Source organism: Deinococcus radiotolerans (genome assembly GCF_014647435.1).
Taxonomy (GTDB): domain Bacteria; phylum Deinococcota; class Deinococci; order Deinococcales; family Deinococcaceae; genus Deinococcus; species Deinococcus radiotolerans.
This window is the reverse complement of record NZ_BMPE01000005.1, coordinates 139869-164956: the sequence shown is the minus strand read 5'-3', so window position 1 is coordinate 164956 and position 25088 is coordinate 139869. Positions and strand designations below refer to the sequence as shown.

The 25088-nt window shown below is 69.2% G+C and carries 26 protein-coding genes; 13 read left to right on the top strand and 13 right to left on the bottom strand.

What is annotated here, in order from left to right; translation table 11 throughout:
- The first annotated feature begins 107 nt into the window (after positions 1–107).
- The 4 genes from dnaK (at position 108) to IEY63_RS11435 (ending at position 4440) form a co-directional block, all read left to right on the top strand.
- Positions 108–1994, top strand: a complete 1887-nt coding sequence (dnaK, locus tag IEY63_RS11450; protein WP_189069149.1) for a molecular chaperone DnaK — start codon at positions 108–110, stop codon at positions 1992–1994.
- Between the two features lie 115 nt (positions 1995–2109).
- Positions 2110–2757 (top strand): nucleotide exchange factor GrpE, encoded by a 648-nt coding sequence (locus tag IEY63_RS11445; protein ID WP_189069148.1) that lies wholly within the window; start codon positions 2110–2112, stop codon positions 2755–2757.
- Positions 2758–2770: 13 nt separating this feature from the next.
- A complete protein-coding gene (locus IEY63_RS11440; protein ID WP_189069147.1) occupies positions 2771–3505 on the top strand; it encodes a VF530 family DNA-binding protein in 735 nt (244 codons plus the stop codon).
- Positions 3506–3537: 32 nt separating this feature from the next.
- Positions 3538–4440, top strand: a complete 903-nt coding sequence (locus IEY63_RS11435) for a DnaJ C-terminal domain-containing protein (protein WP_189069146.1) — start codon at positions 3538–3540, stop codon at positions 4438–4440.
- A 58-nt stretch (positions 4441–4498) separates the two neighbouring features.
- Here the strand turns inward: IEY63_RS11435 and IEY63_RS11430 are convergent, their stop codons facing one another.
- The 5 genes from IEY63_RS11430 to fba form a co-directional block, all read right to left on the bottom strand.
- Positions 4499–5467 carry an oxidoreductase gene (locus IEY63_RS11430; RefSeq protein ID WP_189069145.1) on the bottom strand — a complete coding sequence of 323 codons (969 nt, stop codon included), beginning with the start codon at positions 5465–5467 and terminating at the stop codon, positions 4499–4501.
- 114 nt (positions 5468–5581) lie between these two features.
- Positions 5582–5998 (bottom strand): CBS domain-containing protein, encoded by a 417-nt coding sequence (locus tag IEY63_RS11425; protein ID WP_189069144.1) that lies wholly within the window; start codon positions 5996–5998, stop codon positions 5582–5584.
- Between the two features lie 120 nt (positions 5999–6118).
- On the bottom strand, positions 6119–8680 hold the full coding sequence (locus tag IEY63_RS22685) for a S8 family peptidase (RefSeq protein WP_189069143.1): 2562 nt from the start codon (positions 8678–8680) through the stop codon (positions 6119–6121).
- 96 nt (positions 8681–8776) lie between these two features.
- Entirely contained in the window at positions 8777–9502 is a 726-nt protein-coding gene (locus tag IEY63_RS11415; protein ID WP_189069142.1) for a hypothetical protein, read from the bottom strand.
- A gap of 124 nt (positions 9503–9626) precedes the next feature.
- Positions 9627–10544 (bottom strand): class II fructose-1,6-bisphosphate aldolase, encoded by a 918-nt coding sequence (fba, locus tag IEY63_RS11410; RefSeq protein WP_189069141.1) that lies wholly within the window; start codon positions 10542–10544, stop codon positions 9627–9629.
- A gap of 111 nt (positions 10545–10655) precedes the next feature.
- Here fba and IEY63_RS11405 point away from each other — a divergent pair, with 111 nt between their 5' ends.
- The 4 genes from IEY63_RS11405 to IEY63_RS11390 all read left to right on the top strand — a co-directional run bounded on the left by IEY63_RS11405 (position 10656) and on the right by IEY63_RS11390 (position 13933).
- On the top strand, positions 10656–11882 hold the full coding sequence (locus IEY63_RS11405; protein WP_308425225.1) for an aminotransferase-like domain-containing protein: 1227 nt from the start codon (positions 10656–10658) through the stop codon (positions 11880–11882).
- Between the two features lie 21 nt (positions 11883–11903).
- Positions 11904–12749 (top strand): glutamate racemase, encoded by an 846-nt coding sequence (murI, locus tag IEY63_RS11400; RefSeq protein ID WP_189069140.1) that lies wholly within the window; start codon positions 11904–11906, stop codon positions 12747–12749.
- Positions 12746–13477: a ribonuclease PH gene (gene rph / locus IEY63_RS11395; RefSeq protein ID WP_189069139.1), complete on the top strand. Its 732-nt coding sequence runs from the start codon at positions 12746–12748 to the stop codon at positions 13475–13477. Before murI ends, rph begins: the two co-directional genes overlap by 4 nt.
- Before the next feature lie 99 nt (positions 13478–13576).
- Positions 13577–13933 carry a DoxX family protein gene (locus IEY63_RS11390; RefSeq protein WP_189069138.1) on the top strand — a complete coding sequence of 119 codons (357 nt, stop codon included), beginning with the start codon at positions 13577–13579 and terminating at the stop codon, positions 13931–13933.
- A 76-nt stretch (positions 13934–14009) separates the two neighbouring features.
- On the opposite strand, the gene IEY63_RS11385 is transcribed toward IEY63_RS11390, so the two are convergent.
- The 6 genes from IEY63_RS11385 to IEY63_RS11360 all read right to left on the bottom strand — a co-directional run bounded on the left by IEY63_RS11385 (position 14010) and on the right by IEY63_RS11360 (position 18842).
- Complete coding sequence (locus tag IEY63_RS11385; protein ID WP_189069137.1) at positions 14010–14945, bottom strand: magnesium transporter CorA family protein; 936 nt, start codon at positions 14943–14945, stop codon at positions 14010–14012.
- Positions 14946–15211: 266 nt separating this feature from the next.
- Entirely contained in the window at positions 15212–15448 is a 237-nt protein-coding gene (locus IEY63_RS11380) for a ferredoxin (protein ID WP_046843451.1), read from the bottom strand.
- Positions 15449–15557: 109 nt separating this feature from the next.
- Positions 15558–16337, bottom strand: coding sequence for an NTP transferase domain-containing protein (locus IEY63_RS11375; RefSeq protein WP_189069136.1), 780 nt, complete (start codon positions 16335–16337; stop codon positions 15558–15560).
- Between the two features lie 36 nt (positions 16338–16373).
- The gene (locus IEY63_RS11370) at positions 16374–17753 is read right to left on the bottom strand and encodes a sensor histidine kinase (protein ID WP_189069135.1); all 1380 of its coding nucleotides are present in this window, start codon (positions 17751–17753) and stop codon (positions 16374–16376) included.
- 19 nt (positions 17754–17772) lie between these two features.
- Positions 17773–18435, bottom strand: coding sequence for a response regulator transcription factor (locus IEY63_RS11365; RefSeq protein WP_189069134.1), 663 nt, complete (start codon positions 18433–18435; stop codon positions 17773–17775).
- 44 nt (positions 18436–18479) lie between these two features.
- On the bottom strand, positions 18480–18842 hold the full coding sequence (locus IEY63_RS11360; protein ID WP_189069133.1) for a DUF1232 domain-containing protein: 363 nt from the start codon (positions 18840–18842) through the stop codon (positions 18480–18482).
- 362 nt (positions 18843–19204) lie between these two features.
- On the opposite strand from IEY63_RS11360, the gene rplU reads away from it, so the two are divergent.
- From rplU to obgE, 3 genes are all read left to right on the top strand, one after another.
- Positions 19205–19507 carry a 50S ribosomal protein L21 gene (gene rplU / locus IEY63_RS11355; protein ID WP_189069132.1) on the top strand — a complete coding sequence of 101 codons (303 nt, stop codon included), beginning with the start codon at positions 19205–19207 and terminating at the stop codon, positions 19505–19507.
- Positions 19508–19522: 15 nt separating this feature from the next.
- Entirely contained in the window at positions 19523–19795 is a 273-nt protein-coding gene (rpmA, locus tag IEY63_RS11350; RefSeq protein ID WP_189069131.1) for a 50S ribosomal protein L27, read from the top strand.
- Positions 19796–19960: 165 nt separating this feature from the next.
- Positions 19961–21298: a GTPase ObgE gene (obgE, locus tag IEY63_RS11345; protein WP_189069130.1), complete on the top strand. Its 1338-nt coding sequence runs from the start codon at positions 19961–19963 to the stop codon at positions 21296–21298.
- A 58-nt stretch (positions 21299–21356) separates the two neighbouring features.
- On the opposite strand, the gene IEY63_RS11340 is transcribed toward obgE, so the two are convergent.
- Both IEY63_RS11340 and IEY63_RS11335 read right to left on the bottom strand, forming a co-directional pair.
- On the bottom strand, positions 21357–21848 hold the full coding sequence (locus IEY63_RS11340; protein WP_189069129.1) for a thioredoxin-like domain-containing protein: 492 nt from the start codon (positions 21846–21848) through the stop codon (positions 21357–21359).
- Positions 21849–21889: 41 nt separating this feature from the next.
- On the bottom strand, positions 21890–23350 hold the full coding sequence (locus IEY63_RS11335; protein WP_189069128.1) for an MBL fold metallo-hydrolase RNA specificity domain-containing protein: 1461 nt from the start codon (positions 23348–23350) through the stop codon (positions 21890–21892).
- Positions 23351–23474: 124 nt separating this feature from the next.
- On the opposite strand from IEY63_RS11335, the gene IEY63_RS11330 reads away from it, so the two are divergent.
- On the top strand, positions 23475–24521 hold the full coding sequence (locus tag IEY63_RS11330; RefSeq protein WP_189069127.1) for a GGDEF domain-containing protein: 1047 nt from the start codon (positions 23475–23477) through the stop codon (positions 24519–24521).
- Between the two features lie 85 nt (positions 24522–24606).
- A complete protein-coding gene (locus tag IEY63_RS11325) occupies positions 24607–25065 on the top strand; it encodes a universal stress protein (protein ID WP_189069126.1) in 459 nt (152 codons plus the stop codon).
- The last annotated feature ends 23 nt before the right edge of the window (positions 25066–25088 follow it).

Sequence of the window (25088 nt, the reverse complement as noted above, 5' to 3'; positions counted from 1 at the left end):
GGCCTACACTCAAGTCTATTGACACCCGACAACTGTGGGCCTATGCTGTATGGCGATCAGAACTGCTGCCCGCATGGCAGCAAATCCCCATACCTCCAGGAGTCAACATGCCCAAAGCAGTCGGAATTGACCTCGGCACCACCAACTCTGTGATCTCCGTGATGGAAGGCGGCCGCCCCGAAGTGATCGTGAACGCCGAAGGCGCCCGCACCACCCCCAGCGTCGTCGCGTACAAGGGCGACGAGCGCCTCGTCGGGCAGATCGCCCGCCGTCAGGCCGCCCTGAACCCTGCTGCGACCCTGTTCGAAGTCAAGCGCTTCATCGGCCGCCGCTGGGACGAAGTGAAGGAAGAGGCCGCCCGCAGCCCCTTCACTGTGAAAGAAGGCCCCGGCGGCAGCGTGCGCATCGAAGTGAACGGCCAGGACCTCGCCCCCGAGCAGGTCAGCGCCGAGGTGCTGCGCAAACTCGTGAACGACGCCAGCGCCAAGCTGGGCGAGAAGATCAAGGACGTGGTCGTCACCGTGCCCGCGTACTTTGACAACAGCCAGCGCGAGGCCACCAAGCAGGCCGGTGAGATCGCGGGGCTGAACGTCCTGCGCGTCATCAACGAACCCACCGCCGCCGCGCTCGCCTACGGCCTGGAGCGCAAGGGCAACGAGACCGTGCTGGTCTTCGACCTGGGGGGCGGCACCTTCGACGTGACCATCCTCGAACTGGGTGACGGCGTGTTCGAAGTGAAGTCCACCAGCGGCGACACTCACCTGGGCGGCGCGGACTTCGACCAGCGCATCGTCGACTGGCTCGCCACCGAGTTCCAGAAGGACAACAGCTTCGACCTGCGCAAGGACAAGCAGGCCCTGCAGCGCCTGATCGAAGCGGCCGAGAAGGCCAAGATCGAACTGAGCAACGCGTCTGAAACCACCATCAGCCTGCCGTTCATCACCTTCGACCCCGAGACCCGCACACCCATGCACCTCGAGCGCACCCTGAGCCGCGCGAAGTTCGAGGAACTCACCGCCGACCTGCTGCGCCGCGTGCGCAAGCCCGTCGAACAGGCCCTTGCGGACGCCAAGCTGGACGCCAGCAAGATCGACGAAGTAATCCTGGTGGGCGGCAGCACCCGCATCCCCGCCGTGAAGCGCATCGTGCAGGACATCATCGGCAAGACCCCCAACGAGTCCGTGAACCCCGACGAGGCCGTTGCGCTCGGCGCCGCCGTGCAGGCCGGGATCATCCAGGGGGACAGCAGCCTGGGCGACATCGTCCTGGTGGACGTGACTCCGCTGACGCTGGGCGTGGAAGTCAAGGGCGGCATGATCGCTCCGATGATCACCCGCAACACCACGGTGCCCGCCAAGAAGACCGAGATCTACACCACCGCCGAGAACAACCAGCCCGGCGTGGAGATCAACGTCCTCCAGGGTGAACGCCCCATGGCGAACGACAACAAGAGCCTGGGCCGCTTCAAGCTCGAAGGCATCCCGCCCATGCGCGCCGGTCAGCCCCAGATCGAGGTGACCTTCGACATCGACGCCAACGGCATCCTGCACGTCACCGCCAAGGAGAAGACCAGCGGCAAGGAAGCCAGCATCCGCATCGAGAACACCACCACCCTCGACAAGGGCGACGTGGAACGCATGGTGCAGGAAGCCGAGCAGAACGCGGCCGCCGACAAGCAGCGCCGCGAGAAGGTCGAGAAGCGCAACAACCTCGACAGCCTGCGCGTCCAGGCCCTCGGCCAGATCGAGGAGAACGGCTCTGCCGCCCAGGACGCCAAGGACAAGCTCAAGGCCGCCGCCGACGAGGCCGAGGAAGCCGTCCGCAGCGACGACGACGCCAAGATCGACGCTGCGCAGAAGAAGCTGGAAGAGGAACTCCGGACCTTCATGACCGCCGCGCAGGCGCAGGGTCAGGACGCCGGCGCCGCGCAGGGCCAGCCGCAGGCGAAAGCCGATGACGACGTGATCGACGCGGACTTTAAACCCGCCGAATAAGCGCTCGTCCTCCACGATCAGACACACTTGCAGGGGAGAGGACGGCCACGGCGCCGCCTCTCCCCTGCCCTGCACGACTAAGCTGGAACGGATGTTCCGCAAGCGAGGCCCCAAAATGACCGACGATCAACGCAAACCCACCCCGGACACCACCGCGCCCACTGAAGCCGACACCCGCGCCAGAACCGTCAGCGAGGACGGCCTGGACGTGCCCGACACCGAAACCGACAACATGGCCGAGGACGCCGAGACGGCCTTCCCCGGCATGGACGGCCTGGACGAGGGCATGCTCGGGCAGGTGCAGGAGATGATGGCGAAGCTGGAACGCGCCGACGAACTGGAGAAGGAGAACGCCGACCTGAAGGGCCGCCTGGCCCGACTGGCGACCGACTTCGACAGCTACCGCCGCCGCACGCAGGAGGACGTGCACGCCGCGCAGGGTCAGGGCGTGAGCAAGGCCGCTGAGGCGCTGATGCCCGTGTACGACGACATGGACCGCGCCGTGACCATGGGCACCGCCGACCCCGCCAAGCTGATCCCCGGCATGCAGGCCGTGCAGGGCAAGATCCTGGGCGTGTTCGCGGGCCTGGGCCTGGAAGCGACCGGCAAGGAAGGCGAGGCGTTCGACCCGCAGTGGCACGAGGCGCTGCAGGTCGTGCCCGGCGATGAGGACGACGTGATCGTGCAGGTATACCAGCTGGGCTTCCGCATGGGAGACCGCCTCGTGCGTCCCGCGCGCGTCGTCGTGAGCAGGAAGGGTTGAGAGGTGACCGTTGATGGTTGAGGGAGAGAAGGGCCTGCCGCGTCAGCCATCAACGGCCCGCGATCCTCTGCATGGCGTGACGCTGGAACGCGTCGTGACGCACCTCCAGGCCGAGTACGGCTGGGAGGAACTGGCACGGCGCATTCCGGTGAAGTGCTTCCAGAGCAACCCGAGCGTGACGAGCAGCCTGAAGCTGCTGCGCAAGGAAGGCTGGGCGCGCGAGCAGGTGGAAGGCGAGTACGTGCGGCTCGTGCAGCGCGAGAACGCCAACCCGCTGATCGAGGCGCTCAAGGCAGGCACCCTGACCGACGAGGTACAGGCGCCCAGTCAGACGAAAACGCACGAGGCGCTGGGTTGGGCGCTGCGGCACGGCGTGGCCGAGTCAGACCTGCTGGCCCTGCTGGGCCGCGTGCACGACGTGAACTTCTGGCCGGGCACCTCGACGCTGCCGCTGCTGAACCTCGCCATCGACCGGGACGCGCCGCCCACGTTCATCCGGGCGCTGCTCCAGGCGGGCGCGCTGCCGGACGACCCGCGCTACTGGCTGCCACTGCTGCACAGCGTGGACGTGGAAGGACAGGCGTACAAGGAGGGGCGCCGCGCGCCGCGTACGGACGTGCTGGACCTGCTCGTGGCGCGCGGCGCGAAACCAGGGCAGGCGGACCGGCGGGGCGTGACCGCCCGCGAGATCGCCGCGGCGTACGGGCTGCGGGTGGTCCTGAACCGCCTGGAACAGCTGGGCGCGTAGGGTCGTACCGGGACACAGGAGAGGAGGAAGTCATGGCGTACAAGGATTACTACGACGTGCTGGGCGTGTCCCGCGGCGCGTCCGACGCGGACATCAAGAGCGCGTACCGCAAGCTGGCCAAGCAGTACCACCCGGACAAAAACGCCGGAGACGAGAAGGCCGCCGAGAAGTTCAAGGAGATCGGCGAGGCCTACGCCGTCCTGAGCGACCCGGAGAAACGTAAGGTGTTCGACCAGTTCGGGCACACCGGGCAGGTGCCCCCTGGCTACCAGGGCGGCGGCTTCCAGGGTGGGGACTTCGCGGGGTTCGACGGTTCGCAGTTCAGCGATTTCTTCCAGGGGCTGTTCGGCGGGGCCGGGCGGCGGGGCGGCGCGGGCTTCCAGGGCGGCGCGCAGGTGAACCTCGAGGACCTCCTCGGCGGCGGCCTGGGCGGCGTAGGCCAGAGTCGCCGCTTCGTGCAGAACGTGGAAGGCGAGTTGCAGGTCACGCTGGAGGAAGCTTTCAGCGGCTCGGACGAGGTCATCAACGTGGACGGCAAACGCCTGAGCCTGCGCGTCCCGGCGGGCACGCGGGACGGTGCACGCCTGCGGCTGGCCGGGCAGGGCCCGGGCGGTGGGGACGTGCTGCTGACCATCCGCGTGCTGGAGGACGCCCGCTTCGACCTGGACGGCGACCATCTGACCACCAGCGTGGACGTGCCCGCTCCTGTCGCGGCGCTGGGTGGCGACGTGACCGTGCAGACCCTGAGCGGCAAGGGGAACCTGAGCGTGCCTCCCGGCAGCAGCGGCGGGCGGCGTATGCGCCTGCGCGGGCAGGGCTGGCCAAAGAAGGACGGCACGCGCGGCGACCTGTACGTGCGCCTGAACGTGACGGTACCCGCCACCCTGAGCGATGAGCAGAAGGAGCTGTACCGCAAACTGCGCGACCTGGGATAAGTCCCGAATCCAGGAGGCCCCCGGTCTGATGAGCCGGGGGCCCTGCTGTCTTCTGTGTTTACTTCCCGGTCTGGTCGATCAGCTGCTCACTGAGGGTCCAGAGGAGGCGGGCGCTGTCCGCGTCCAGCGCGTAATGTTTGTACCCGAACATCGGGTTGGGGCTGGTCTCGTCCAGCGGGGTGCTCTGCTGGAGGTCTTCAAGGAACAGGCCGCCCACGCCGTCGAGTTCGGGCGCCGTGGCCGCCCACACGCTGGTGCTCGCGCCCTGCGCGGGCGTCTTGAAGGCTGGGTTGGGCACGCCGTTCTCGTCGACCCAGCCGCGCCGCTGCGCCTCGCCTTCGGGCATGTGCTTCTGTAGCCCGGTCATGATCCCGCCGGGATGCACGGCGTTCGCGGTGACGCCCTGGTCAGCGTAACGGCGGTTGAGTTCGGCGGCGAACAGGGCGTTGGCGGTCTTGCTCTGCCCGTACGCCTGCCAGGGGTCGTAGAGGGTCGCCCGGAAGTTCGGGTCGTCCCAGCGGATGTCGCTGATGCGGTGGCCACTGCTGCTCAGGGACACGACCCGCGCGGGCGCGGCAGCCAGCAGCGCGGGCATCAGCAGGCGGGTCAGCTGGAAGTGCCCCAGGTGGTTCGTGCCGAACTGTGTCTCGAAGCCGTCGGCGGTCTGGCCCTGCGGGGTGGCCATGACGCCCGCGTTGTTGATCAGCATCTTGATCTGCGGGGCCAGGGCCAGAATCTCCCGGGCGGCCTGCCGTACCGAGACGAGCGACCCGAGATCGAGGTGCAGCACGTGCACGTCGCTGTTTCCGGTGGCCTGGGCGAGTTCGCGGGCGACCTCCTCGCCGCGCGCGGTATCACGGACAGGCATGATCACGCGCGCCCCGGCGCCCAGGAGCGCGCGGACGGTCTCGACGCCCAGCCCGGAGCCCGCGCCGGTCACGACGGCGGTCTGGCCGGTCAGGTCGGTGTCTTTCAGTAGGTCGGCGGCGTCGGCGCGGGGGGCCAGTGGGCTCTTGATCGGGGTCATGCGGACACCGTAGTCCTTCGCGTGCGCTCGAAGTCAATGCCGGACGCCTGGAATGGAGGAATGCTCAAGAGGGGGCGGCCCGGGGAAAACCCAGGCCGCCCTCCCTGCGCCGCTTCAGATGGTGGGCTGGCTGATGCCCTGGAGCGCCTGTTCGTCCGCGCCGCCGCTGGCGCGTGTGGCGAGGTCGGCAAGGCTCACGATTCCGACGACCTTCGCGCCGTCCGTGACGGGCAGGCGGCGCAACTGGCGGTCCGCCATGGCCTTCGCGGCGTCCTGCACGCTGGTGCCCGCGTCCATGGTGAACACGCTGCCAGTGGCGTAGTCGGTTGCGGCGCTGCCCAGGTCGTGCCCGTACGCCACGGCGCGGATGACGATGTCCCGGTCCGTGATGATGCCGCTCAGGGTGTCGCCGTCCATGATCAGCACGTTGCCGATGTCCTGCTCCCGCATCAGCGTGGCGACCTCTTTCAGGGTGGCGCGGGGATCGGTGGTGGTCAGGTCGGTGGTCATGATATCGCGCAGTGTGGTCATGCCCTGACCGTACCCTCCGACCTTCTGCGCTGCATGGGAGCTTCCCCAAGCCGGACGGGGACAACCTTGAGGCAAGCAAGAAGGCCGCCCACGCGTTCACGTGGGCGGCCCGGGCGGAACTTATTTCATCAGCCAGTCGAAGGCGGTTTTCATCAGGATGTTGCGGCTGTTGGGCGTCAGGCCTTCCATGCCGAAGCCCATGGTGACCGTGCGGTACTTCCCGGCGTCGTTGGCGACAATCGCTCCGGCGTTCTCACCGGCGGACTGGGCGCTCACGCGCGGCCGGTTCTGAGCGGACTGGCTGTTGCCGCCCAGAATCTGCCCCAGCACGGTGTTCAGGACATTCGCGGCCAGTTGCTCGACCAGTCCGCGGGGCTCCTTGACCTTCTGCGCGGCGCGGGTCTTATTCGGGTCCACGCGGATGCTCTGCGCGGTGATGGTCCCGGCCGTAGCGTTGGCTGTGCCCCAGGAGGCCACGACGCTGCTGCCGTTCAGGTCGGCAATCACGTCGGGGTAGTACTGGTTTCCGGCGCTTCCCTGGGCGTTCAGGGTGAAGGCCGTGTTCCCGAACGCTCCGCGGGTCACGAACTTCGCCTGCCCGCTGCTGTCCGCCACGAAACGGGTCTTCAGGGTGCCGGTGTAGAAGGCGCTGGTGCCGATGTCGTACCCGATGTCCTGTCCCGTGATGAGCAGGTTCCCGCCGCCCGCCACGTACTGCTGAAGCACGTTCTGATCTGCGGGGGTGATGGTGTTCTGGTACTGCTCACCCGTGGCCCACACGACGATATCGGCGCGTTTCAGTTCGCTCAGTGGCACCTGGCCCTGGGTCTGCGTGTTCCACACGAACGCCCCGCCGCTGGCGGCATTGGCCTTGATGGCGTCGCGCAGTGCGCCCGTCACATCGGCACCCTGGCCCATGTCGTCATCCACGAGCATGACGGTGGGTTTCTTCCCAGTGCTGGGCGCGGGGGTCGGGGTGGGTGTGGGCGTCGGGGTGGGCGTGCTGCCGGTGCCGGCGCGGTCCTTGATGAAGCAGCCTTTCCTGAGGCCGGGCGCGGGATCACGGCCCCATTCGGCCACGGTGCAGTTGAACCCGTCGGTGCCAACCCCCGTGAGGTACTTCCCGGCGGTACCGAACGCGGCGTCTTTCTGACCGCTGAAGTTGCACTTGCTGCCTTCGAGCGCGCACAGCGAGTAGCCGCTGGGTCCCGTGGGTGCCGGGTCTGGTGCCGGGGTGGGCGTGGGTGTCGGAGTCGGTGTGGGGGTTGGCGTCGGAGTTGGGGTGGGGGTCGGCGTGGGAGTAGGAGTCGGGGTGGGGGTCGGGGTTGGCGTAGGGGTTGGAGTTGGCGTAGAGCCTCCCAGGTTCACGCCCAGTTTCCCCAGCGCGCCCGGCACACTGATCAGGCCGTAGCCCACGTTGTTGTTCTTGCTGCCGGCGTTGCTGGCGCTGGTGTACAGCGCGTTCTTAATGCCGTCGACGCTGGTGCCGGGCTTCGCGGAGAGCAGCACGGCCACGGCGCCCGCTGTGATGGGGCTGGCCTGGGAGCTGCCGCTCAGCGCGCCGTACTGGCCGTTCGGGAAGGAGCTGGTGATCTCCACGCCGGGCGCGGCAATGTCCGGTTTCACGAACACACCCTTGATGGTGCTGTTCCAGTTCACCGGGCCGCGGCTGCTGAAGCTGGCCACCTGACCGTTCTTGTCCACGGCGCCCACGCCGATCGCGTCAGGCAGGTTGCCGGGGCTGCCGGTGCTGGCAGACGCCGGCCCGAAGTTACCGATGGCAAACACGGGGACCACGCCAGCCTTGAGCATGTTCTGCACGGGCACGATGAACTCATCGAAGGTGCCGGGAATGCCGAGGCTCATGTTCACGACGTCCGCGCCGTCGTCTGTGTCGGCGTTGTTGTCCGGGTCGAGCACGTACTGCATCCCGGCGATGACCTGAGCGAACGTGCCCTCGTTGTTTGGGAGGACCAGCGCGCTGATGACCTTGGCGCTGGGGGCCACGCCGACCGTGTCCCCGACCAGCAGGCCCGCGGTGTGCGTGCCGTGGTTGGTGGTGTCGTGTGGCGTGGCGCCCTGCACGCGGTCACCGTCCGCGTTGAATTCAGCGAAGGCGGCGACCTTGCCGTTCAGCTGCGGGTGGCTGGCGTCAATCCCGCTGTCCAGGTGCCCGATCTTGATGCCCTGCCCCTTGAATCCGGCGGCCCAGGCCTGCGGCGCGCCGATCTTGTCAAGGTGCCAGGCCTCGCCGGGCGCGGCGGCGGCGGCACTGAGGGCCACGGCCTTCTGCGGTTTGGGGATCTGTACCTTGAAGTTCTCGAACACGTCGGACACGAAGGGCAGCAGGGCCAGAGCGCGCGCCTGGACGGGCGTCATGGGCAGGTAGATGCTCTGGTCTAGCCACAGCTGGGTGGCCTTGCCGCTTTTCAGGGCCTGGTTCACGAAGCCCGCCATGGGGCCCAGGGCGGCCAGTTTGCTGGTCAGCTGGCCGCGCAGGTTCTTGAACTGCGCGCGGCCGCGGGCATCGTTGGCGAACTGGAACCGCACGATGACGCCCACCGTCGTCTGGTCGCCTTTCTGAGCGCGGGCCAGCAGGGTCGGGGAGAGTCGTCCCGCGTTCGCTTCGCTCAGGCCGCCCAGGGTCAGGGCGGCGCCGAGCATCAGGAGGTTTCGCTTCATGAGGATCAGCCTAGGGGGTGGGGCGTGACGGCCTCTGAAGGGAACGTGAGGAGACCTTGACTTCCGGTCAGGCGGGCGTCAGCGCCGGCCAGGGCGTCAGCGGCTGTACTCGATGATCAGTTCGCGTTCCATGTCGTCGACCTTGCGGTCGATCATGCTCTTGCGGGTGTAGCTCAGCACAACGCGGCCACTGGCGAGTTGCAGGAGGTTCAGCGTACCGCGCACCCCGTTCCCGATCTGGGCGTTGTTGCCGATCATGCGCCACTGGTAGCCGCTGCGGACCAGCAGGCCGCGGTCCGGGTCGTCGTTGGCGGGCACGGCGATGGGCCGGGCGGTGAACCCTTCAGGTCCGCGCATCTCACCTGTTTTCAGGTCGATGCTGACGCCCTTGAGTACGCCGTTCATGTACGCGTTGTCCCCGAAGGTCAGGCGGCTGGGGTCGCGGGTCACAACGAGCCGGAACGTCTTGCCGGTCGAGGCAAGCGTGTTCTGGAACACCAAGTACCGCTTGAATTCCTCAGGGGTGATGTTGAGACGCTTGTCGTACACCGGCGCGATCCCCCGCGCGGCAGAGGCAGTGACCTGCCGCAGCACGTCCCGGTCCCCGCCGGCGCTGGCGACCACGAATTCCAGGCCGACCGTGGAGATGCTGGGTCGGCGTTCCAGCAGCGTGACACTCTGCCCGACCTGCGGGAGCAGGGCTGCAATCTTCGCCTGCCAGCCGGCCGGGAGTGCGGGGACGGTGGTCGGCGTGACGGTCGCGGCGAGGCCCAGCGCACCCAGCGTGACCGCTCCCCAGGTTGTGAACCACGCCGCTCTCATTCAACGTGAGGATAAAGCGGCAGGGTGAGAGTTTCCCGCTGTCACGCGAGCTCAACATGAATGCGGCGGTCAGCCCCGGATCAGCTGACCGGAGCGGACCACCGCCTTCCACGGTGCCTGTGGATCAGGCTTTGCCGACGCTGCCGAGCACGCGCATCTTGTGCTCGATGACCTGGCTCATGACGTCGCGGGCCGGGCCAAAGATCTTGCGGGGGTCGAATTCCTTGGGGTTTGCCATCAGGGCCTCGCGGATGCCGACGGTGCTGGCCAAGCGGAGGTCGGTGTCCACGTTCACCTTGGCGATGCCGAACTGCGTGGCGCGCTGGAGGTCCTCGTCAGCGATGCCGGCGGCGTCGCCGATCTGCCCGCCAGCGGCGCGGAAACGCTCGACGATCTCCTGCGGCACGCCGCTGCTCCCGTGGGCCACGAGGGGAATGCTGGTCAGGCTGGCGATCTTCTCGATGCGCGCGTGGTCGATGTAGGGGCGGCCCTTGCCCTTGAACGCGCCGTGGCTGGTGCCGATGGCAATGGCGAGGTAGTCGGTGCCGGTCTGCTCGATGAACTGCACGGCTTCCTCGGGGTCGGTCAGGAAGGCGTCCTTCTCGTCCACGACGATGTGCTCCTCGATGCCGCCCAGGCGCCCGAGTTCGCTTTCCACGCTGATGCCCATGGCATGCGCGGCTTCCACGACGCGTTTCGTTTCCTTGACGTTGTCCTCGAAGCCGTGGTGGGAGGCGTCGATCATGACGCTGGTGAAGCCCATCTTGATGGCCTTCAGCGCGCTCTCGTACGAGCTGCCGTGGTCGAGGTGCAGGGCGACGGGCACGGTGGCCCGCCGGGCGAGGTCGATGACGATGTTGGCGAGATCCTGGCCGCCGTACTTGATGGCGCCCTCGCTCATCTGCACCATGACGGGGCTGCGCAGCCGCTCGGCGGTGTGGATGATCGCCTGCGTGATCTCCATGTTGTTGGTGTTGAACGAGCCGACGCCGTAGTGGCCAGCGCGGGCGGGAACCAAAATGTCGTTACCGGTGACGAGCATGTGAATACCTCCTTGAGCGTCCCCCACTCTACCCGGAGTGACTCGGGTCACACTCGGGGGCCGTCCACATGACTGGGCCGCGCGGGGTAGACAGGGGACTACCATGCGGGCATGACCACCCCCTCCCCTGCCCCGCTGGCCTTCGATCTGGACGGCACGCTGTCGCGCCGCGCGCAGAGCATGACGGCCAGCGCCATCCGCGAGATCCTGAAGATCACGCAGCAGCCGGACGTGATCAGTTTCGCCGGGGGGCTGCCCGCGCCGGAACTGTTTCCGCTGGACGAGGTGCGCGCCGCGAGCCAGCGCGTGCTGGACGTGTACGGCCCGGCCGCGCTGCAGTACTCGACCACCGAGGGCCACGCGCCGCTGCGCGAGTGGATTGGCGCGCAGGCGGGCATCCCGGCGCGGAACGTGCAGATCGTGACCGGCAGCCAGCAGGGCCTGGACCTGCTCGGCAAGGTCCTGATTGACGAGGGGGACGTGGTGCTCGTGGAGGCCCCCACGTACCTGGGCGCGCTGCAGTCCTTCCAGCCGTACCTGCCCAGGTACGTGCAGGTGCCCACGGATGACGGCGGCATCGACGTGGACGCCCTGGAAGAAGTTCTGAAGACCACGCGCGCGAAGCTGCTGTACGCCGTGCCGAACTTTCAGAATCCCACCGGGCGCACCCTGAGCGCCGAGCGCCGCCGCCGACTGGTGGAACTGACCGCGCAGCACGGCGTCGTGCTGATCGAGGACGACCCGTACGGGCAGCTGCGTTTCACGGGCGAGGCCGCACCCAGCCTGTACAGCCTGGGCCTGGAGCTGCACGGCGACGCCGACCGCAACCACGTCATCTACTCCAGTTCGTTCAGCAAGACCCTGGTGCCGGGCCTGCGGGACGCGTGGGTGCAGGCCGCCGCGCCGATCATCGGCAAGCTGATCCAGGCGAAGCAGGGCGCGGACCTGCACACACCCACCTTCAATCAGATGATCATCACGGAACTCGTGCAGGACGTGCTGCCCCGCCAGATCGAACGGGTCCGGCAGGCGTACGGCGAGCGCGCCCGCCTGATGCTGGACCGCATCCACGCGGACTTCCCCGCCGGGGTGCAGACCACCACGCCCGAGGGCGGCATGTTCCTGTGGCTGACGCTGCCGGAGGGCGTGGATACGCAGGCCCTGCTGCCCCGCGCGGTGGAGCGCAAGGTCGCGTACGTGCCCGGCAGTCCCTTCTACGCGCTGGGCGGCGGCGAGAACACCATGCGCCTGAGTTACAGCAACGCCACGCCCGAGCAAATCACGCGCGGCGTCCGCGCGCTGGGCGACACGCTGCGCGAGGCCCTGGCCGAGGCCTGAGCGTCCCGTATCATCAGCGCGATGAGTGACGCACCGCTTGGCGTGTTCGACAGTGGCGTGGGCGGCCTGAGTGTCCTGGGAGACCTGCGGCGGGCGCTGCCGGGCGAGGACCTGCTGTACCTGGCGGACACGGCGCACGTGCCGTACGGCGCGCGGCCGGACCACGAGATCCGCGAGCTGACCGCGCGGGCGGTGTCGGCGCTGCACGCGCGGGGCGTGAAGGGCGTGGTGGTAGCGTGCAACACGGCGTCGGCGTTTAGCCTGGGCGACCTGCGCTCACGGTTTGACATGCCGGTGATCGGGCTGGTCCCGGCGGTGAAACCGGCCGTGCAGGCGACCCGCACAGGCGTGGTGGGCGTGCTGGCCACGCCGGGCACGATGCGCGGGACGCTGCTGGCGGACGTGATCCGTGAGTTCGCCGGCCCGGCGGGCGTGCAGGTCCTGAAGGCCGTGAGTACCGAGCTGGTCCCGCTGGTGGAGGCCGGGCAGGCGGATTCCGCGCGGACGCGTGAGGTGCTGCGCGAGATCCTGACGCCGGTCGCCCAGGCCGGGGCGGACCAGCTCGTGCTGGGCTGCACGCACTACCCGTTCCTGGCGGACAGCATCCGCGCGGACTTCGGGGACACGTTCACGCTGCTGGACAGTGGCGCGGCGGTCGCGCGGCACACGCGGCGGGTGCTGGAGGAGCGCGGCCTGCTGAGCGCCCGGCCCTCGGGCGGCACCGAGGCGTTCCTGGTGACGGGCGACCCCGCGCGGGCCGCGCCGGTCATCACGGAGCTGCTGTCCCGTGCGCTGGGGTCCGCGAACGTGCAGAATGAGGGGGAAGTTCACCGGGCCCCGCCCAGAATCGAGTGCATGCAGACATGACCCAGCCCATCCGCGAAGGCCGCGACCTCCTCACGCCCCGTCCCGTCACCGTCAAGCGGGGCGTGAACCCGCACGCGCCCGGCAGCGCGCACCTGATCATGGGCCGCACCGAGATCCTCGCGACCGTCACCCTGGAAGAGAAGGCCGCGCCGCACATGCGCGGCAGCAAGGAGGGCTGGCTGACCGCCGAGTACTCCATGCTGCCCCGCGCGACCAGTGACCGGCAGGCGCGCGAACGCAACCTCCAGAACGGCCGCCGCCATGAGATCCAGCGGCTGCTGGGCCGCGCGCTGCGCGCCGGGATGGACCTGCGCTTCTTCCGCAACCAGACGCTGTACGTGGACTGCGACGTGCTCGTCGCGGATGGTGGGACGCGCGTGGCGAGCATCCTGGCGGGGCACGCGGCGCTGCATGACTTCTGCGACCGTCTAATCCAGAAGGGCCGCCTGACCGACTGGCCCATCTCGCGCAACATCGGCGCGGTCAGCGTCGGTCTGGTCGGCAGTGAGATCCGCGTGGACCTCGATTACGCCGAGGACAAGGTGGCCCGCGCGGACCTGAACGTGGTCGCCACGAGTGACGGCCTGATCGTCGAAGTGCAGGGCGGTGCGGAGGTCGGCGTTTTGACGCACGAGGAGTACGTGCAGATGCTGGCCACCGGCACGCGCGCCGTGCAGGACCTCATGGCGGACCTGACGCGGCAGCTGTCGGTCATCCAGGGCATGTGAGGCCCTCTCCGCTTCACTGAAGGGACGCCCAAGCGTGGGGACGCGTGAGGGCCGGGCGTGCCTGCGCTAGACTCCGGGACAGTTCAAGGAGGGCAAGGCATGAGTGTGACGAGATTCATCGGGCGGGCGCTGCTCGCGAGCATCTTCATCAAGAGCGGCCTGGATCACCTGCAGAACCCTGAACCCATCGTGCGCGCAGCGCGCGGCGCGGAGGTGCCGGAACCTGAACTGGCGGTGAAGGTCAACAGCGGCGTGATGGTCGGCGCGGGCGCACTGATGGCGGCTGGCCTGCTGCCCCGCGCGGCCAGCGTGGCCCTGGCGGCCAGCCTGATCCCCACCACCGTCATCGGTCATCCCTTCTGGGACAAGCAGGGCAAGGAGCGGCAGCAGCAACAGACGCAGTTCCTGAAGAATCTCGCGCTGTTCGGCGCGCTCCTGATCGTCAGTAAGGAGTAAACGGTTGAAAGGAGATGGTTGATAGGTGGGGTGACCCTCTATCAACCATCACCTGTTCACCATCATCTTCCTACAGCTACAGCACGCGGAGGCGGTAGAAGATGCCCGCCACGGCCACGGCGAGCGCCACAGCCAGCCCCAGCACGATCCAGATGCCTTCCGGGCTGTCGTGGAAGGGGATGGGGACGTTCATGCCGAACACGCTGGTCACCAGGGTCGGGATGGCCACCAGGATGGTCGTCACGGTCAGGACCTTCACGACCTGATTGACGTTGTTGCTGATCACGCTGGCGAACGCGCCTGCCATGCTGGTCAGAATGTTGCTGGCGATGCTGGCCATCTCGATGGCCTGGAGGTTCTCGATCAGCACGTCGTCGAGCAGGTCGCTGTCCTCCTCGTACATTTCGAAGATGCGGTCGCGTTTGACGCGTTCCATCATGGCCTCGTTCGCTTTCAGGCCGGTCAGGAAGTACACGAGGCTCTTCTCGAGTTTCAGGAGGTTCAGCAGCTCGCGGTTCTGCTGGCTGTTCTCCAGCTTGTCCTCGATGGCGTCCACGCGCTTGTTGATCTGCCGCACGTCGATCAGGAACCGCTGGGCGTTGCGCAGGAACAGCTGCAGCGTCAGGCGGTTTTTCTTGACGGTGCTCACGCGGCGCACCAGCCCGCCCAGCACGTCCTTGATGACCGGGTTCTCCGGCAGGGCGCACACGGTGACCAGGCAGTGGTCGGTGTGCAGGATGCCCAGCGGAACGGTGTCGTAGGGGATGTCGCTGTCCTCGGCCAGCCGGTAGCTGGTCTGCATGATGATCAGCAGTTGCCCGTCTTCCCGCTCGAAGCGGGAGCGTTCATCCGGGTCGAGCGGGTAGGACAGGTAATCCAGTTCGAGGCCGGTTTCACGGGCGACGCGGGCGAGTTCTTCGGGGCTGGGGTCGGCGGCGTTGATCCAGCAGCCGTCGATGTATCCGTCAATGGTGTTCAGCTTGCCGCCGACGCTGCGGTAGTACGTCAGCATGCGCGGCCTTCAGGGTGGGGCATGGCGCGACCTCCGGGGATGGGTGGGGCGTGATCAGAGGTCGACTGGGCGGTTCGCCGTCCAGGGTGTGGGGGTCTGGGGTCACGTCATCACCTCCTCGGGGGTCACGCGCCCATGCGGGGCGCGGCGGGACCCATGCTAGCCCTGCCGGGCGGGGCGCGGCAAGGGACACCGGGCCGCGGTTGCACGGAGCGCGCCTCCCTCTGCCCGGGGGACGGGAGGGGGAGGCGCAGTCAGGGGTGGGGTTAGAGGCCGAAGTGGACGCGGTTCTTCTCGATGAAGCTTTCCTCGCCGCCGGGGACGTCCTCTTCGGGGAAGATGGCGCTGACGGGGCAGGCGGGCACGCACGCGCCGCAGTCGATGCACTCGTCGGGGTGGATCAGGAACTGATCGCCGCCGTCGTAGATGCATTCCACCGGGCAGACTTCCGTGCAGGCCTGGTCCTTGACGCCGATGCAGGGGCTAACGATCACGTGAGGCATGAGGGACAGTATGCACACCGGGCCCCGAGGGCGCAAGGGCGAAGCTGGACATGATTTTCACCGTTCAGGTCGCCAAAACCGAGTGCGCACCTCAGGATTCAGGGGCGGTTCAGGTCCGGCCGCGCAGCTGCGCCTCCGCCAGGGTCAGATCGGCGTCCTTGTCCACGTCGGTGCCCACGGCGGCGTGCGGGGTGATCAGCGCGCGGGCCTTCACGCCCAGCAGACCCGAGACCTTCTCCTCCAGCCGCGCCACGCGCAGGCGGCCGGTGAGCAGGCGGAGCAGCACGTCCCAGCCGATCAGCCCGGCGAGTTTCAGCGGGGCCTTGCGGGCGGCGAGCACCTCGCGCAGGCGCGGCAGGAACTGCCCGATCAGGGCCGGGTCCAGCAGGAAGAGGTTCCCGCCGGTGAAGGTGCCGTCCTTCAGGCGGGCGTAGGTGCGTTTCACGCCGGGGTACGCGGCCTCGCAGACCTCACGGCGCACGACGGGGTACACCAGGCCGGCATCCAGCGGCGCGGCGTCCAGCACGTCCCGCACCTCCTCCGGGCGCAGCATGGGCACGTCGGCGGTGACGACCAGCACCCGCTCGCCGGGGGCGAGGCCCAGGTCACGCAGGGCCTCCACACCCGCTTCCAGGTTGCTCAGCAGGGTGCCGTGATCGGTGACGCGGATGTCGATCAGGGGGTCGAGATCCGGGGTGGTGGGGCCCACGTACGCCACGCGGCCCACCCGGTCACTGCCGCGCAGGGTTCGCAGGACGTACAGAGCCATCGGGACGCCCGCCACAGGGATCAGCGGTTTGACGTTCACGCCGTGCGCAGCGGCAAACGGATCGCCGGGATCCCCGCCGCCCAGCACGACGGCACTCCAGCGCGGCACTGAACTGTTCATTGCCGCACAGCGTAGCAGACGCCCCCGGAGCAGGACCTACCCGGGCAGGTGCAGGGTGGCGCGGAAGCCCGCGCCGGGCGCGCTGTCCAGGTCCAGGGTGCCGCCGTGCAGCTGCGCCACGTGCCGCGCCAGGGCCAGCCCCAGCCCGTGCCCGCCCGCGCCGGACGCGTCGGCGGTGCGGCTGGCATCCGGGCGGTAGAAGGCCTCACCTAGGCGGGCCAGGGTGGCGGCGTCCACGCCGGGGCCATCGTCCTGCACGGTCACGGCCGCGCCGCCCGGCTCGGCGCGGACCTGCACGAGGACCGTCGCGCCCGGCGCGTGCCGCACGGCGTTCGTAGTGAGGTTCCAGATCGCCTGCCCCAGCAGCACTCGGTCGCCGGGCACCGTGACGGCTTCCGCGCCGTCCAGGTCCACGTCCGCCAGCGGGTCGAGTTCCCGGGCGCGGTCCACCGCGTCGGCGGCGAGGTCCCGCAGCGGCACTGGGGCGCGCTGCACCGCCGCCGGGTCGCGCGCCAGCAGAAGCAGATGATTCGCCAGGGTGGACAGCCGGGTGATGTCCGTGCCGATCTCGCGCAGGTCGGCGCGGTACCGCTCGGCGTCGCGGTCGCGGGCCAGGGTCCCCTCGACCCGCGCGGTCAGCGCCGCCAGCGGGGAGCGCAGGTCGTGCGCCGCGGCGCGCAGGAAGCCCTGCTCGCGGTCGCGGGCGTCCGCGAGGCGCGCGAAACTCTGCTGCAACGTCAGGGCCAGCCGCGCCAGTTCGTCCCCGTCGCCCGCGCCGGGCAGCGGGCGGCGCAGGTCCCCGCCCTCCCCGATGGCGTGCGCGGCGCCCTCCAGCGCCCGCACGGGCCGCAGCAGCCGCCCGGCTACGACCCAGCCCACCAGCAGCGAGAGCAGCAGCGCCAGCGGCACCAGCGCCGTCAGGGCCCGCAGGAACGCCTCGCGCGCCTCCCGCAGTGAGCGGGCGTCCACCGCCACTTGCAACGACACCCCGCGCAGGGCCCGCTGCAGGATCAGGTGCGTGCCGGTCCGGTGCAGGCCCGGCCCCAGGTTCACCGCTACGTCTGCCGGAAAGCTGGGCGTTCCGACCGCCACCAGCTCGGCACCCTGCCGGGCGATCACCCGCAGGTCCACGCCGCGGCGGTCCACGTCGTCCGCGATGCGTTCCAGATCCGACTGCGAGATGCTCACCGGCTGCGGGCCCAGCAACGACCCCAGCAGGTCATCGTCCTGACGGGGGCGCAGCAGGCCCTCCACTCGCCCCTGCACGGCCCCCAGCACGCTGTTCACCCGCTGCTCCTGCGCCTGCCACAGGAAGCCGTTCACGGACCAGTATAGGCCCGCACCGACCAGCAGTACCGCCACGCCGGTCGCCAGGGCCGCCCACAGCGCCAGCCGCGCCCGCAGGGTCAGTCGCACGTTCTCTCCTCCACGCCCCTCAGCGTTCCACGCGGTACCCGCGCCCGCGCTCGGACGTGATGGCTTCCGGGGCCAGCTTGCGCCGCACGTACCGCACGTACACGTCCACGATCCGGGCCTCGCCGTCGAACTCCGGGCCCCACACGCGGTCAATCAGGTCCTCACGGGTGAACCAGCGTTCCGGCGCCTGCGACAGCACCTCCAGCAGGGCGTACTCACGGCCCGTCACGGCCACCTCCGCGCCGTCCCAGGTGACGGTGCGCGCCACGGTGTCCAGCGTGCCGCGCCCCTGCGCGAAGGCCACGCGCGGCGCGGACGTGCCCCGCTCGCGCCGCGCCAGCGCCCGCAGGGTCGCCAGCAGCTCGGGCACCGCGAATGGCTTGACCAGGTACGCGTCCCCGCCCAGGTCTAGGCCCTCCACGCGGTCACTCAGTTCACCGCGGGCGGTCAGGAACAGGATCGCGGATTCCACGCCCTGCTCGCGCAGTTCACGGGCCACCGTAAAGCCGTCCATGCCGGGCAGCATCACGTCCAGAATCACCAGCGGGTACTCGCCCAGCGCGGCGGCCTCCAGGCCTTCCGGGCCGGTCTGCGCCCAGGTGACGGCGTACCCGGCCTCGCGCAGCGCGTCGGCGGTCGGCTGCGCGATGCGGGCGTCGTCCTCCACGAGCAACAATCTCATGAAGTGCAGTGTAAGCGGGGCGGTTAAGGGGTGGTTAGGCGCGTTCAGCCCGTCACGGCCCGCCACACCGCCCAGCCCAGCAGGCTGAGCAGGGTCAGGGCGCCGAGAACCACGCCGGGAACCAGCCAGGGCAGACGCCGCTGAAGGGCCAGGCTGCGGGTCTGGGCCTGCGCCAGAACCGGGGAGGGCAGGGTCCGGGCCGCCAGGGCCAGCAGGGTCGGCACGATCAGGATGTCGTCCGCCACGCCCAGAACTGGCGTCAGGTCGGGCAGCAGGTCCAGCGGCAGCAGCGCGTAGGCCAGCGCCAGCGCGGCCATGAGTTTGGCACCCAGGGGCGTGCGGGGGTCACCCAGGGCGAACAGCAGGGCCAGCGCGTCGCGCCACACGGCTCGGACTCGGGAGATCACGACAGTCAGTACGCGTCCGGGCCGCCCCGGGTTCCGTGCTATGCTGGCCCGGTCAGCTGCCCCAGGGCAGCTCTGGAGGATCAGCAGAACCCGGCTCGCCCCGCGCGAGTCCACGTGTACCGCGAGGACACGTTCACCAGACCCGGGAACCCGCACGCAACCGAACAGCCCCTGCCCCGCCCCGCGCGGGTCGAGTGCCGTTGCCTGCCACCCCCGAGTCTGCGCTGATCCGCCGGACCCGGACGGGTTCCCTACACCCTGACGGTGTGTTACAGTACTTGCTTGGTGACCCGCCGAGCGGGTGCAGCAGGCCAAGGCCGCCCAGGGCAGCGTTTCCCGGGCGCGCGGCAGGAGGAAACACCATGTTTGCAATCATTCAGACCGGCGGGAAGCAGTACCGCGTGCAGGAAGGCGACGTCATCCGCGTCGAGAGCCTGAAAGGCGAAGCGGGCGACAAGCTCGACCTGACCCCCATCTTCGTGGGCGGCGACCAGACCGTCTTCGGCGACGACGCCGGCAAGTTCACCGTGAACGCCGAAGTCGTCGAGCACGGCCGTGGCGAGAAGATCTACGTGCGCAAGTACAAGAGCGGCATCCAGTACCGCCGCCGCACCGGCCACCGCCAGGACTACACCGCGATCAAGATCCTGGGCATCAAGGGCTAAGGGGAGGAAACCGACATGGCACACAAGAAAGGCGTAGGTTCGTCCAAGAACGGACGTGACAGCCAGCCCAAGTACCTGGGCGTGAAGAAGTTCGGCGGCGAGCAGGTGCTGGCCGGCAACATCCTCGTCCGCCAGCGCGGCACGAAGTTCAAGGCCGGCCCGAACGTGGGCATGGGCCGCGACCACACCCTCTTCGCCCTGGAAACCGGCCGGGTCGTGTTCACGAACCGTGGCGCCAAGGGCCGCTTCATCAGCATCGAAGTGCCCACCGCCGCCGCCGCTGACTGAGCGAACGGCTGAAGTTCTGCGGGAGCGCCCAGCCCGGTGTTCGGGTTTTGGGCGCTTCTTTGCTGCCGCCCCCTCTTTGCGGGGCGGCGTCGTACAGTGGCACCCAGAAGAGCGGTGCCGGGTGAGGACGCGCGCGCGCGCCTTGCCCCAAGGGAGGTGAGGCCAGTGGCGTTTCGTGACGTCCTGAATATCGAGGTGGCCGCCGGGAACGGCGGGGACGGCAGCATGTCCTTCCACCGCGCGAAGTACATGGAAAAAGGCGGCCCGGACGGCGGGCACGGCGGGCGGGGCGGCAGCATCATCCTGCGCGCCATCGAGGGCGTCGAGAGCCTCGAGCGGCTGGTGGGCCGCCGCAAGTTCAAAGCCCCGAACGGCGCGTACGGCGAGGGCCGCCTGCGTCAGGGTGGGGACGGCGAGGACGTCTTCATTGACGTGCCCGTCGGCACGACCGCGTTCGACGAGACGACCGGGAAGGTCATCGCGGACCTCGTGCGGGTCGGGCAGGAGAAGGTCATCGCGCGCGGCGGCTTCGGCGGGCGTGGCAACAGCACCTTCGTGAGCAGCACCCGTCAGGCCCCGCGCTTCGCGGAACTGGGCACGCCCGGGCAGAAGCGCCGCGTGCGCCTGGAACTGCGCCTGATCGCGGACGTGGGCCTGGTCGGCTACCCGAACGCCGGGAAGAGCAGCCTGCTGGCGGCGCTGTCCCGCGCGAACCCGGCCATCGCGGACTACCCGTTCACGACCCTGTCGCCCATCCTGGGCGTCGTGGACCGCGTAGACGCGAACGGCACGTCGGTCGATGAGCGCTTCACGCTGGCGGACATCCCCGGCATCATCGAGGGGGCCAGCGAGGGCAAGGGCCTGGGCCTGGAGTTCCTGCGGCACATCAGCCGCACGCGCCTGCTCGTGTACGTGCTGGACGTGACCCGCAACCCCGTCGAGGAGCTGCGGCAGTTGCAGGCCGAGCTGCGCGCCTACGATCCGACGCTGCTGGATCAGGTGTCACTGATCGCGCTGAACAAGGTGGAACTGACCGACGAGGACCTCGCGGCGATGGTCGTGGATGAACTCGCGGAGTTCGGCCTGCCCGTCGTGCAGGTCAGCGCCCGGGAAGGCGAGGGCCTGCCGGAACTGCGCGAGGCCGTGTTCCAGATGCTCCCCGACCGCGAGCTGTGGGCGCAGAACAACGCGCTGGAGATCGAGTCCGACACCGTGCGCGAGGAGCCGCTGCGCATCGAGTTCCGCATCGATCCGGCTGCCAAGGGCGTGGGCATCATCAACGACGGGCAACCCGAGCGGGTCTGGTCGGTGCACGGGGGCGGCTTCGAGGAACGCATCGTGCGCTTCTCGCGCTTCATGGACGAGGCCGCCGAGTACCTCGGGAACCTCTTCAAGCGGCAGGGTCTGTACAACGCCCTGAAACGCGCTGGGGCCCGCGAGGGCGACACTGTGGAAATCGGCACGTTCCGCTTCGAGTACTTCGACGATGAGGAACAGCGCTGAAGATCCGCGCCACAGCAACGGCCCCGCAGATGACTGCGGGGCCGTTCCGCTGTCTGGCTCAGCGGGTCTCGCCGTAGGCGCCGCTGCACGACGCGCCACGCTCAGGGGCGGTGGGGCCCTGCTCGTACTTATCCAGGAAGGCCTTCAGGCGGCTGTCGTCGGCCTTGTCCACCTTCAGCTGCGCGCCCCAGGCGCTGATGGCGACCGGCGTATCCAGCCCGTCATAGGGACTCAGGAGGGTGTAGGGACGGCCCTCGACCAGCTTTTTCAGCGTATCCACCTGCGCCGCGTCCAGGTCCGGGCGGTAGGTGATCCACACGGCGCCGTGCTCCAGGCTGTGCACGGCGTACTCGTTGTACAGCGGGCGGTCATACACGCCGCAGTTCTGCCACATGGCGTTGTGCGGTCCGCCGGCCGGGGGGTTCTCGGTGTACACCAGTGAGCCGCTGCGGTGATCGCCCCCGGCATACGTGAAGGTCTGGAGGCCCTGGATGGATTTGGGGCCGCAGGCGGTCAGGAGAAGCACAAGCAGGGGCAGGGCGCGTGTCATGGAGTTCCACTGTAGCGGCTGCCCCTGAGAACGCCCAGGGATTATTCGCCCGCTTCAGCCTGCACGCCCCGGGTCGGGGCTGACTCGAAGCCCGGCGGGAGGCCCTGGGCGTACCCGGCGCCGGTCAGGTCCACAGGGTGCCGGTCGGGCACCAGGTCACCCTTCAGGCCGCGGGCTTCCAGGACGGGCAGGAAGGCGGCCATCACGTCCGGTTCGCCGTGCACCAGCCACACGTGCGGGTTGCCCGTGCTGTCCAGGAAAGCCAGCAGGTCGTCCTGATCGGCATGCGCGGAGAAGCCGCCGATGGTGTACACGTGGGCTTTCACGGCGATCTCCTCGCCCATGATGCGCACGTGGTCGGCCCCCGTGACGATCCGGCCGCCCAGGCTGCTGGGGGACTGGTAGGACACGCTGATGAGGCTGGTGCTGGGCTTCCAGAGGTGGTGCTTGAGGTGGTGCTGGATGCGCCCGCCGGTCATCATCCCGTTGCCCGCCAGGATGATCGCGGGCCCGTCGTACTTGTTGATGCGCTGCGACTCGGCGCTGGTGGGCACCACGTGCAGCGTGCTGGGCCGGAAGGGGTCCTCGCCGGCCTGGAGGGCGTCCCGGACCTCGGGGATCAGTTCGTCGCCGAATTCGAAGTACTCGTGCGTGGCGCGCGCCGCCATGGGGGAGTCCAGGAACACCGGGATGCGCGGGACCTCCCCGGCGTCCATCAGGCTCTTGATGGTATGCAGGATCGTCTGGGTGCGCTCGATGGCGAAGCTGGGAATCAGGATCTTCCCGCCCTGCCGCACCGAGTCGCGCAGCGCGTCGCGGAATTCGGCCAGTGTGGCCGGCCAGGGGCGGTGCGTGCGGTTGGCGTAGGTGGTCTCGATGACCACGGCGTCCGCGTGGGGTGGGGGCGTGAAGTCCAGTTGCAGGCCGCTCTCGCGGTTGCCCAGGTCGCCGCTCATGATCAGGCGGCCGTCCGCACTCTCGAGCAGCAGGTACGCGCTGCCCAGGATGTGCCCGGCCCGTTCGGGCGTGACGCGCAGCCCCCCGATGCGGGTGGTCTCGCCGAACGTCAGGTGGGGGCGCAGCAGCGCCAGGGCCCGGTGCACGTCCTCCTCCTCGTACAGGGGCGGGGGGACCTGCTCGTCCGGGACGCCCTGCCGGCGGGCGCGGCGCAGGTCGTGGCGGTACCCGTCCACCTGCAGCCGGGCGCTGTCCAGCAGTACGGTCTCGGCGAGGCCCGCGGTGGGCGCGGTGCAGTAGACCGGGCCGCGGAAGCCCAGTTTTGTGAGCAGCGGCAGGCGACCCACGTGGTCGAGGTGCGCGTGCGTGAGGATCACGGCGTCCAGGGCGGCCACGTCGAAGGGGAAGGGCTCGCGGTTGCGGGCCTCCAGTTCGTCGTTGCCCTGGAAGAGGCCGCAGTCGATCAGGACCTGCTGGCCGCCGAAGGTCAGGAGGTGCATGCTGCCGGTGACCGTGAGGGCCGCCCCGAAGCTCTGGAGTTGCATACCTCGGAGTGTACGCGCGCCTGGGCGCCACCCCCGCGCGACCTCAAGGTCTGCTGAATACACCTTCGACGTTGAACCAACGCCCTGTCAGCGTTCTGCCAGGGCCGGACGTCATCATGCAGATATGAACGGTCTGCACGCGCGTCTCACCCGGGTTGAACGGGTGCGCCGCGTGGCGTACCTGATCGCCGCCGCCCTGTCCCTGACCGCCCACGTGTTCATCATCAGCCAGCAGCTGACCCGGGCAGACTGGATGAACGCCGCCGCGTACACGGTCGGCCTGCTGATCTCCGCGTGGGTGCTGATCGCACTGACCTGGCTCCGGTGGCCCACCCCGCGCCTGAACCCGCTCATCGTCGTGGCCGTGACCGTCTCCACCACCGCGGAGTTCGTGCCCCTGCTGCACGCCACCGCGGTGCCCACCTCGTCCTACCTGTCCTTCCTGATCATGGTGGCCCTGTGGTTCGGACTGCTGCCACTGCGGCACGCCGCGCCCGCGACCGTCACGGCCCTGGCCGCCTTCACGGCCCTGTGCGCCACCCGACCCACATACGACCTGGGCTTACTGGCGTACCTGGCGTGCACCACCGTCATCATCGGCATGGCCAGCAGTTTCGGGCAGCAGATCACGGACTTCCAGCAGGAAGCCGCCACCTTCGAACGCGCCTCCCTGACCGATCCACTCACGGGCCTGCCCAACCGCCGCGCGATGCTGGACCACCTGCACCACCTGCACGCTCAGCTGCTGCGCGGTGAACACGCGGGCTTCACCCTCGTCATGCTGGACCTTGATCACTTCAAGACCGTGAACGACACCCGTGGGCACGCAACCGGGGACGCCGTCCTGCGCGCGCTGGGTCCCGCTCTGCGCCAGCAGCTGCGCGCCGACGCGGTCCTGGCCCGCTGGGGCGGCGAGGAATTCCTGCTGCTCATCAGCTGCCCCGGCCCGCAGGAAGCCCGGGCCGTCACGGACCGCCTGAACGGCACGCCCCTGCGCCTGCCCGCCCCGCTGCCCACCGTGACCTTCAGTGCCGGCGCGGTCCTGGCGCACGAGGCCGACAGCGTGAGCGGCCTGCTGGACCTCGCCGACCGGCGCCTGTACGCCGCGAAACGGGCCGGGCGGCGGCAGCTGAGATGGGACACGCCGCGCGACACCCGCCTGACCCACTGATCCGGCACGGCCGCCCGGCCCGGGCATCTTGACCGGCACTTCATTTTCCGGGCTGCCCGGACCGGAGCGGGTGTACGTTCAGGGCATGACCGAGCCCCTGAATCAGCTCCCGACCGGTTTCCAGCGCATCCTGGTGGGCGTGGACTTCTCCGAGTCCTCGCAGGCCGCCCTGAACCTGGCCCGCACGCGCTTCCCGGGCGCGACCCTGCGCCTCGTGCACGTCACGGACGCCCGCGTGACCGCCGCGCCGGACCTGATGGGCGGCGTCACCCCTGCCCTGCCGGACCCCACGCTGCTGCACACCCTGGAACACGCCGACGCGCAGCGCCTGGGCCGCGACCTGCGCCCCGGTGAGGAGCAGGAACTGATGGTCGGCGATCCCGTCACCGGCCTGCTGGACGCCGCGCGCGAATGGGGCGCGGACCTGATCGTGGTGGGCACGCACGCGCAGGGCGCGCTGGAACACTTCTTCGTGGGCAGCACCGCCGAGAAGATCGTGGCGCGCAGCCCCGTCCCGGTCCTGACCGTCCGGGCCGCCCGATGAAGAAGCGCCAGGGGAAGGAGCAG

What these genes read in the sequence shown, in the direction of transcription:
- dnaK (WP_189069149.1), top strand. Translation starts at nt 108, where the DNA reads ATGCCCAAAGCAGTCGGAATTGACCTCGGCACCACCAACTCTGTGATC.
- IEY63_RS11445 (WP_189069148.1), top strand. Translation starts at nt 2,110, where the DNA reads ATGACCGACGATCAACGCAAACCCACCCCGGACACCACCGCGCCCACT.
- IEY63_RS11440 (WP_189069147.1), top strand. Translation starts at nt 2,771, where the DNA reads ATGGTTGAGGGAGAGAAGGGCCTGCCGCGTCAGCCATCAACGGCCCGC.
- IEY63_RS11435 (WP_189069146.1), top strand. Translation starts at nt 3,538, where the DNA reads ATGGCGTACAAGGATTACTACGACGTGCTGGGCGTGTCCCGCGGCGCG.
- IEY63_RS11430 (WP_189069145.1), bottom strand. Translation starts at nt 5,467, where the DNA reads ATGACCCCGATCAAGAGCCCACTGGCCCCCCGCGCCGACGCCGCCGAC.
- IEY63_RS11425 (WP_189069144.1), bottom strand. Translation starts at nt 5,998, where the DNA reads ATGACCACACTGCGCGATATCATGACCACCGACCTGACCACCACCGAT.
- IEY63_RS22685 (WP_189069143.1), bottom strand. Translation starts at nt 8,680, where the DNA reads ATGAAGCGAAACCTCCTGATGCTCGGCGCCGCCCTGACCCTGGGCGGC.
- IEY63_RS11415 (WP_189069142.1), bottom strand. Translation starts at nt 9,502, where the DNA reads ATGAGAGCGGCGTGGTTCACAACCTGGGGAGCGGTCACGCTGGGTGCG.
- fba (WP_189069141.1), bottom strand. Translation starts at nt 10,544, where the DNA reads ATGCTCGTCACCGGTAACGACATTTTGGTTCCCGCCCGCGCTGGCCAC.
- IEY63_RS11405 (WP_308425225.1), top strand. Translation starts at nt 10,656, where the DNA reads ATGACCACCCCCTCCCCTGCCCCGCTGGCCTTCGATCTGGACGGCACG.
- murI (WP_189069140.1), top strand. Translation starts at nt 11,904, where the DNA reads ATGAGTGACGCACCGCTTGGCGTGTTCGACAGTGGCGTGGGCGGCCTG.
- rph (WP_189069139.1), top strand. Translation starts at nt 12,746, where the DNA reads ATGACCCAGCCCATCCGCGAAGGCCGCGACCTCCTCACGCCCCGTCCC.
- IEY63_RS11390 (WP_189069138.1), top strand. Translation starts at nt 13,577, where the DNA reads ATGAGTGTGACGAGATTCATCGGGCGGGCGCTGCTCGCGAGCATCTTC.
- IEY63_RS11385 (WP_189069137.1), bottom strand. Translation starts at nt 14,945, where the DNA reads ATGCTGACGTACTACCGCAGCGTCGGCGGCAAGCTGAACACCATTGAC.
- IEY63_RS11380 (WP_046843451.1), bottom strand. Translation starts at nt 15,448, where the DNA reads ATGCCTCACGTGATCGTTAGCCCCTGCATCGGCGTCAAGGACCAGGCC.
- IEY63_RS11375 (WP_189069136.1), bottom strand. Translation starts at nt 16,337, where the DNA reads ATGAACAGTTCAGTGCCGCGCTGGAGTGCCGTCGTGCTGGGCGGCGGG.
- IEY63_RS11365 (WP_189069134.1), bottom strand. Translation starts at nt 18,435, where the DNA reads ATGAGATTGTTGCTCGTGGAGGACGACGCCCGCATCGCGCAGCCGACC.
- rplU (WP_189069132.1), top strand. Translation starts at nt 19,205, where the DNA reads ATGTTTGCAATCATTCAGACCGGCGGGAAGCAGTACCGCGTGCAGGAA.
- rpmA (WP_189069131.1), top strand. Translation starts at nt 19,523, where the DNA reads ATGGCACACAAGAAAGGCGTAGGTTCGTCCAAGAACGGACGTGACAGC.
- IEY63_RS11340 (WP_189069129.1), bottom strand. Translation starts at nt 21,848, where the DNA reads ATGACACGCGCCCTGCCCCTGCTTGTGCTTCTCCTGACCGCCTGCGGC.
- IEY63_RS11335 (WP_189069128.1), bottom strand. Translation starts at nt 23,350, where the DNA reads ATGCAACTCCAGAGCTTCGGGGCGGCCCTCACGGTCACCGGCAGCATG.
- IEY63_RS11330 (WP_189069127.1), top strand. Translation starts at nt 23,475, where the DNA reads ATGAACGGTCTGCACGCGCGTCTCACCCGGGTTGAACGGGTGCGCCGC.
- IEY63_RS11325 (WP_189069126.1), top strand. Translation starts at nt 24,607, where the DNA reads ATGACCGAGCCCCTGAATCAGCTCCCGACCGGTTTCCAGCGCATCCTG.